The 6,119-nt window shown below is 59.0% G+C and carries 8 protein-coding genes; 3 read left to right on the plus strand and 5 right to left on the minus strand.

The genetic code is table 11. The annotated features are described in order from the left end of the window. Window positions 1-2: 2 nt before the first annotated feature. Entirely contained in the window at window positions 3-746 is a 744-nt protein-coding gene (locus tag AC2FNN_RS16290) for a heme-dependent oxidative N-demethylase family protein (protein WP_496759549.1), read from the minus strand. 123 nt (window positions 747-869) lie between these two features. Here AC2FNN_RS16290 and dddP point away from each other — a divergent pair, with 123 nt between their 5' ends. Further along, window positions 870-2,213 (plus strand): dimethylsulfonioproprionate lyase DddP, encoded by a 1,344-nt coding sequence (gene dddP / locus AC2FNN_RS16295; protein ID WP_496759550.1) that lies wholly within the window; start codon window positions 870-872, stop codon window positions 2,211-2,213. 10 nt (window positions 2,214-2,223) lie between these two features. Here the strand turns inward: dddP and AC2FNN_RS16300 are convergent, their stop codons facing one another. Next, a complete protein-coding gene (locus tag AC2FNN_RS16300; RefSeq protein ID WP_496759551.1) occupies window positions 2,224-2,418 on the minus strand; it encodes a hypothetical protein in 195 nt (64 codons plus the stop codon). A 274-nt stretch (window positions 2,419-2,692) separates the two neighbouring features. Between AC2FNN_RS16300 and AC2FNN_RS16305 the strand changes: the two genes are divergently transcribed. Further along, a complete protein-coding gene (locus tag AC2FNN_RS16305) occupies window positions 2,693-3,907 on the plus strand; it encodes a bifunctional alpha/beta hydrolase/OsmC family protein (RefSeq protein WP_496759552.1) in 1,215 nt (404 codons plus the stop codon). A gap of 30 nt (window positions 3,908-3,937) precedes the next feature. Here AC2FNN_RS16305 and AC2FNN_RS16310 read toward each other — a convergent pair whose 3' ends face one another. The 3 genes from AC2FNN_RS16310 to AC2FNN_RS16320 all read right to left on the minus strand — a co-directional run bounded on the left by AC2FNN_RS16310 (window position 3,938) and on the right by AC2FNN_RS16320 (window position 5,335). Next, window positions 3,938-4,258 carry a hypothetical protein gene (locus tag AC2FNN_RS16310; RefSeq protein WP_171631445.1) on the minus strand — a complete coding sequence of 107 codons (321 nt, stop codon included), beginning with the start codon at window positions 4,256-4,258 and terminating at the stop codon, window positions 3,938-3,940. A gap of 10 nt (window positions 4,259-4,268) precedes the next feature. Next, window positions 4,269-4,829: a hypothetical protein gene (locus AC2FNN_RS16315; RefSeq protein WP_496759554.1), complete on the minus strand. Its 561-nt coding sequence runs from the start codon at window positions 4,827-4,829 to the stop codon at window positions 4,269-4,271. 173 nt (window positions 4,830-5,002) lie between these two features. Further along, window positions 5,003-5,335: a hypothetical protein gene (locus AC2FNN_RS16320; RefSeq protein ID WP_496759555.1), complete on the minus strand. Its 333-nt coding sequence runs from the start codon at window positions 5,333-5,335 to the stop codon at window positions 5,003-5,005. Between the two features lie 88 nt (window positions 5,336-5,423). On the opposite strand from AC2FNN_RS16320, the gene AC2FNN_RS16325 reads away from it, so the two are divergent. Next, a partial coding sequence (locus AC2FNN_RS16325) for a lyase family protein (protein WP_496759556.1) occupies window positions 5,424-6,119 on the plus strand: 696 nt, incomplete at its 3' end.

Raw genomic sequence — 6,119 nt, forward strand, 5'->3', positions numbered from 1 at the left:
CATCAGGCGGGGTTTTCCGTTTCCGGGATCGCGTTCGCGGCCAGAACGTATGTGTGGATGGAAAACACGACCGCGTTGGTATTCGGCAAACGCAATAACGTCTGCCGCTCGCTTCGCAGATAAGACGCTTGACGCCGGTCCCGTATTTTGCGCGGCTCACTGGCACTGCGAGGCTGGAACAGCTCCGGGTCTTCGTACCACAGGGCGTTGAAGCGCCACAGCGGGCGACCGGGTTGAATACCGTCAAACAGCCTCTGCACCCGTTTCGCGACATTGGCGTCATAGCTATCCACGGGCACGTGGATATCAATCAGCGGCCGCATGAATTTCTCGGACAAGCGCCAACTGGCGGGAAAACACAGTATGGCACCCGTCAGAACATGCTCATCTTCCCGTTTCTGAAGGATGCAGAAGTCCTCCTGCACCAGCCTGCATAGTGTATCAAGCGGACGATCCCGATCGATCGCGACGGATACGCCATCCGGCCTTGCGACCTCTGCCCCGGCCGTGGGATATGTCTGCGTCAGAACCAGATCCAGCAACTCCACAGCGGCAGGTTTGGCCCCAGGATCAAGCGCAAGAACATCGTCGCGCCGCTCAGCCAGAATTTCTTCGCGGCGTCGCATCTGGCCGGCAAAAGCCTCATCCTGATGCAGCCAGTTTTCCATGGTTGCCGGTTGAATACCCGGTAAAGCGCGCGGGTTTTCGACATCATACGGGATCTTGTTTTGCAGAATACGTGTCATGCCGGTGGCTTAGCATGCACAGTTTTTCTTGTCGGTCGAAAACGACAACCTCGCCGTCGCATTTTTCTCAGACGATTGGTTGTGGTGGATGAATTGTAATTGGAACAAGCAACGAGGCCAGCCATGAACCAGCACTACCGAGACACGCGCAAGATTGACCCCAGCCGTGGCACGACATTGGGCGATGGTACGCCAAACGAAAATGACCGGATCGAGATTGGCCCGACGCAGCTTGCGTTTGACGAGTGGGCCGCTGCGGGGCTGGAACTTCCCAATCTGGCGCGGATGCGGGAACACCGCTGGAAGCGGCTGACACAGGCCGTCGTGGACCGCGGCTATGGCGGCTTGCTGATTTTTGACCCGCTGAATATCCGCTATGCCACCGACAGCACGAATATGCAGCTGTGGAACACCCACAATCCGTTTCGGGCGGTTCTGCTGTGTGCGGATGGCTATATGGTGATCTGGGATTACAAGAACTCTCCCTTCCTCAGCACCTTCAACCCGCTTGTGCGCGAGCAGCGCTCGGGCGCCGACCTGTTCTACTTCGACCGGGGCGACAAGGTTGACGTTGCCGCGGATGTGTTCTCGAACGAAGTACGCGTACTGATCGAAGAACACGGCGGCGGCAACATGCGCCTGGCCGTCGACAAGATCATGCTGCACGGGTTGCGCGCGCTCGAGGCGCAGGGGTTCGACATCATGGAAGGCGAAGAGCTGACCGAGAAGACCCGCGCCGTCAAAGGGCCCGACGAAATCCTGGCCATGCGCTGCGCCAGCCATGCCTGCGAAACTGCGGTTGCCGAAATGGAACGGTTTGCCCGTGCCAATGTCGGTGACGGCAAGACCTCGGAAGATGATATCTGGGCTGTTCTTCACGCCGAAAACATCAGGCGTGGCGGAGAGTGGATCGAAACCCGTCTGTTGGCTTCGGGTCAGCGGACCAACCCGTGGTTTCAGGAATGTGGCCCACGGATCACCCAGCAGAACGAGATCATCTCGTTCGACACCGACCTGATTGGTTCTTACGGGATTTGCATCGATATTTCCCGCAGTTGGTGGATTGGCGATCAGAAGCCGCGCGAGGACATGATCTATGCCATGCAGCACGCCCATGAACACATCATGACCAATATGGAGATGCTCAAGCCCGGCGTGATGATCCCCGAACTGACCGCAAATTCCCACAGGCTGGACGAGAAGTTCCAGGCGCAGAAATATGGCTGTCTGATGCACGGCGTCGGGCTTTGCGATGAATGGCCGCTGGTTGCTTATCCGGACAAGGCGGTTGAAGGGGCCTATGATTATCCGCTGGAACCCGGAATGGTCTTGTGTGTCGAAGCCTGCGTGGGCGAAGTGGGTGGCGATTTCAGCATCAAGCTGGAGGATCAGGTTCTCATAACCGAAGACGGATATGAAAACCTGACGAAATACCCCTTCGATGCCCGGTTGATGGGGCTCGAATGAAGCCGGCGCCTCATTCTGACCAATGAGACCGGCGCACGTTGCCGTGCCAGTCTTCGACAGTTGGGCTTACCTGAGCCTGCGGCCCGCTGATAACCGCGGGCCGGGATTGCCCGACGGCAAAACCCACGAGGCCAGCCAGAACAATCGCCATGACTGTACCGGGAAGTATCTTGGGAAGGTGTGCGGCAGCGTCTGCATGTGCCATCTGCGTCTCCTTTATCAAATGCTGTAGGCCGTAGATGGGTTTGATTGCGGCATAAGTGAAGCGAATGTTTGTTCGGTGTTGCATCACATACATTGATGAAACGCCGACCACCCCAATTTAGCGGCCGCGCCTGTCACCGCCCGGGGCATCTTTCGGATTGCAAGGCGCTCGCTTGGTTCTCACCTTCCCGTGACGCGTTTGACATAAGGGTTGTGACCCGGCGGGCTTGACCACAGTATTGGGGATGTTTCCCCGAACCGTTCAAGGAGCCGACATGCCCACGGAACGCATCACTTTTGCCGGACATGACGGCAGCCAATTGGCCGCGCGGCTGGATTTGCCGGATGGTCCGGTCCTTGCGACGGCCCTGTTTGCCCATTGCTTCACTTGTTCCAAGGACATACCTGCGGCCCGGCGCATTTCGGCCCGTCTGGCGGCCATGGGAATTGCAGTGCTTCGGTTCGACTTTACCGGCCTGGGTCATTCCGAAGGAGAATTCGCCAACACGACCTTCACGTCGAATGTCGAGGACCTGATCTCGGCCGCGCAATATCTGGCCGGACGAAACATGGCCCCTGCCCTGCTGATCGGTCACTCGCTTGGCGGTGCGGCGGTTTTGCGGGCGCGTGCCGGAATTCCGACGGTCAAGGCCGTGGTCACCTTGGGCGCACCGGCGGATCCCGGCCACGTGTCCCATCATTTCGAGGAAGCCCTACCCCAGATCGAACAGGAGGGCAGCGCCGAGGTCACCTTGGGCGGACGCCCGTTTCGAATTGGCAAAGCGTTCGTGGACGACATTGCGGGATCGGCCCTGTCTGCCTCGATCGCTGATCTTAGGGCCGCTTTGCTGATCCTGCACGCCCCTCGGGACGAAACGGTCAGTATCGACAACGCAAGCACCATATTTCTGGCTGCAAAGCACCCAAAAAGCTTCGTCACCCTCGACGATGCCGATCACCTGATCACACGGGCCTCTGATGCTGAATATGCCGCGGATGTCATCTCGGCTTGGGTCTCGCGCTATCTGAAACTTTGCCCACCCGCGCCACCCCCAGGTGCGCCGGAAGGTGTCATTCGCGTGACAGAAGCGGATCCGAATGGCTTCATGCAGGATATTCAGGCAGGTCCACACCATCATGCGGTTGCAGATGAGCCTGCCTCTTACGGCGGCACGGATAAGGGCATGTCGCCTTATGGCTTTGTCTCTTCCGGCCTCGGCGCCTGCACGTCCATGACGATAAGGATGTATGCGCGCCGCAAAAAATGGCCGCTGACCAGTGTCAGCGTCGATGTCTGCCATGACAAAGTTCATGCTCAGGATGCCGGCTTGGCAAATGAGGGCAAAGTGGATCAGTTCCGCCGCAAAATCCGCCTGAGCGGCCCGCTTGATCAGGAACAAAAACAGCGCCTGCTGGAAATTGCAGACAAATGCCCGGTTCACCGGACACTTGAAGGCTCGGCGCATATCACGACTGAACTTCTTACCTGAGAAAAGGCCGCTGGACAGGCGGCCTTTTGATTATCTGCGGCGTGGTGCCGGACGATGTATTGGCGGCCGCGCGGCAGGTGGCCGGGCCACCGGGGGCCGCGGCCGCGCAGGAGGTTTGGCAACCGGTGGGTTCGGGCGCTCGGGACGCACGGGTCGATCTGGGCGGTCCGGGCGGTTGATATCAACATTCACATCGACATCGCGATAGTAATCGTTCCACAGCATCGAGTCATAGAACGGGTCATACCCGTATCCGACGCCGACCGTTACGCCGTCACAGGCCGACAACGTCAAAGTCGCAGCCCCCAGCCCCAATGCAAGGGAAATCCGTTTGATCAGTCCAATGCGCATCTTGCCCCCCTCACAGAAGCGACCGGAACGACGCGAAAACGGCGTTCAAATCTTCGGCGAAATCCGGGTCTGCCCCGTTCCGCAGGATGGCAACCGCTATGGCGACACGGTTGCGCGGCAAGTCAATGACAGTGGCCGTGAAGTTCACTCCCTTACCATCGCGGCGCCCTGTCCCCCGAAAGACCCGGGCGGGCAACCCGCCGATGCGGGTGTCGCTGGTGCTGGTAAGGGTCGGGTCTTTGACCAGAAACTTGTCGATATCCTGCAAGTAGCGGACACCATCCTGAATGGTTGCAACCCCCGAAGGCGAAACAAACCCCATCCAGACGTTGTCGTCCGTTACGGGACGCAGCCCCATGACCCGTGCCACCGCACGCGGATCATCCAATCCGGTGTCTTCGATCTCACGCGGGCCGCCGGTGCGCAGCACCCAGAAATCGGGCACGTCGAACCGAAACAATGCGCGACCATCCTCGGTATATGTCACCGGAGTGTCGGCCAGTGCCGCTCCTGCCCCACCCAGCCAGACAGCGGCGCAAGCGGCAAGAATTGGAGATGATAAAAAACGCATATCTCAATAACCTGATGATTTCTTCGCCCTCAGCTTGACCCCTGAAAGCGCGACTTGTCCAGCACTGCGTTGCAAAGACCCAGGAAAACCGTGTTCAGGCATTTCCGTTCCCCGCACATGTCGTCTGACTTTTGCACGCATCACGCCCCAACACTCGGACAAACGCATGAAATCTATTTCGCATAGACCCCGACGGTCTGGCCGTCCGCTTCATCAACGAAACGGATCGCGTCCCCATTTCGCCAGACGTCGTAGCAGGCCCACAAATCGGCAGGTGGCCATGTCGAGCAGTATTGATCCCCTCTCACCGCCCAGCGCCCGACACTGGGCCCGCCCGAGAAATACTGCGTGATCATGCTGGCTTCGAATACCTGCCAAACACCCGCGCCGTATTCCAGCTTCTTGCCCGCCAAGGCTGACAGGATTTCCTCTCCGGACAGTTTCTGGAAGTCTCCGGCCGCCAAAACCCCCGGCCAAAGGGCGAAAATCAGGGCAAACCGTCTCATACCTGCTCTCACATCTTGTTCCCTTGCGCACAGGCGGCTAAACCCCGCGCCAACGCCTCATCCCAATCACATAAAGGTGCTGCCGCCAATGATTCCCCGTTATTCCCGCCCTGACATGGTTGCCATCTGGTCGCCCGAAACCAAGTTTCGCATCTGGTATGAAATCGAGGCGCATGCCTGCGATGCCATGGCCGATCTGGGCGTGATCCCGCGTGAGAATGCAGAAGCCGTTTGGAAAGCCAAAGACGCGGAATTCGACGTCGCCCGCATCGACGAGATCGAAGCCGTCACCAAACATGATGTCATCGCCTTTCTGACCCATCTCGCCGAACATGTTGGCAGTGAAGAGGCCCGGTTCGTGCACCAGGGCATGACCAGTTCGGACGTGTTGGACACCTGTTTCAACGTCCAGCTGACGCGCGCGGCCGACCTCCTGATCGCCGATCTCGAAGGGCTTTTGGCAGCGCTCAAGCGCCGCGCGTTTGAACACAAGGACACTGTTCGCATCGGTCGCAGCCACGGCATCCACGCAGAGCCCACGACAATGGGCCTGACCTTTGCCCGGTTCTATGCCGAGATGGACCGCAACCTGTCCCGTATGCGTGATGCCCGTGCGGAAATCGCAACCGGGGCCATCAGCGGCGCCGTCGGCACATTTGCCAATATCGATCCCGCCGTCGAGGAACATGTCTGTGACAAACTGGGGCTTGTGCCCGAACCGATCAGCACCCAGGTGATCCCGCGTGACCGCCATGCGGCCTTCTTTGCGACGCTTGGCGTCATC

Source organism: Ruegeria sp. BHSA118, from assembly GCF_059613405.1.

Coding starts and splice junctions, on each gene's coding strand:
- AC2FNN_RS16290 (WP_496759549.1), bottom strand. CDS start 746: ATGACACGTATTCTGCAAAACAAGATCCCGTATGATGTCGAAAACCCG.
- dddP (WP_496759550.1), top strand. CDS start 870: ATGAACCAGCACTACCGAGACACGCGCAAGATTGACCCCAGCCGTGGC.
- AC2FNN_RS16300 (WP_496759551.1), bottom strand. CDS start 2,418: ATGGCACATGCAGACGCTGCCGCACACCTTCCCAAGATACTTCCCGGT.
- AC2FNN_RS16305 (WP_496759552.1), top strand. CDS start 2,693: ATGCCCACGGAACGCATCACTTTTGCCGGACATGACGGCAGCCAATTG.
- AC2FNN_RS16310 (WP_171631445.1), bottom strand. CDS start 4,258: ATGCGCATTGGACTGATCAAACGGATTTCCCTTGCATTGGGGCTGGGG.
- AC2FNN_RS16315 (WP_496759554.1), bottom strand. CDS start 4,829: ATGCGTTTTTTATCATCTCCAATTCTTGCCGCTTGCGCCGCTGTCTGG.
- AC2FNN_RS16320 (WP_496759555.1), bottom strand. CDS start 5,335: ATGAGACGGTTTGCCCTGATTTTCGCCCTTTGGCCGGGGGTTTTGGCG.